The 284-nt window shown below is 72.9% G+C and carries 1 protein-coding gene; it reads left to right on the forward strand.

What is annotated here, in order from left to right:
* Positions 1–60: 60 nt before the first annotated feature.
* On the forward strand, positions 61–284 hold a 224-nt coding region (locus tag ACLQ20_RS31365), incomplete at its 3' end, for an AMP-binding protein (protein ID WP_425858386.1).

Raw genomic sequence — 284 nt, forward strand, 5'->3', positions numbered from 1 at the left:
ACCGAGGCGAGTGTGGGCACGTGCATCTTCCCGGTGGAGACCGAGCAGGCGGGTCCGGTGGTGCCGATCGGTCGTGCCCTTCCGGGCATGACGATGTACGTGCTCAACCGGGACCTGCACCTTGCCCCGGTGGGTGTGGTCGGCGAGCTGTACGTGGGCGGCGTGGGTGTGGCCCGGGGCTACGCGGGTCAGCCGGCGCTGACGGCCGAGCGGTTCGTGCCCGACCCGTTCGCCGCAGCCGGCAACGAGCCCGGAACCGCGGCCGGGGCGCGGATGTACCGCAC

The organism is Micromonospora sp. DT46 (assembly GCF_049841735.1).
In the GTDB taxonomy this organism is placed as follows: Bacteria; Actinomycetota; Actinomycetes; order Mycobacteriales; family Micromonosporaceae; genus Micromonospora; species Micromonospora reichwaldensis.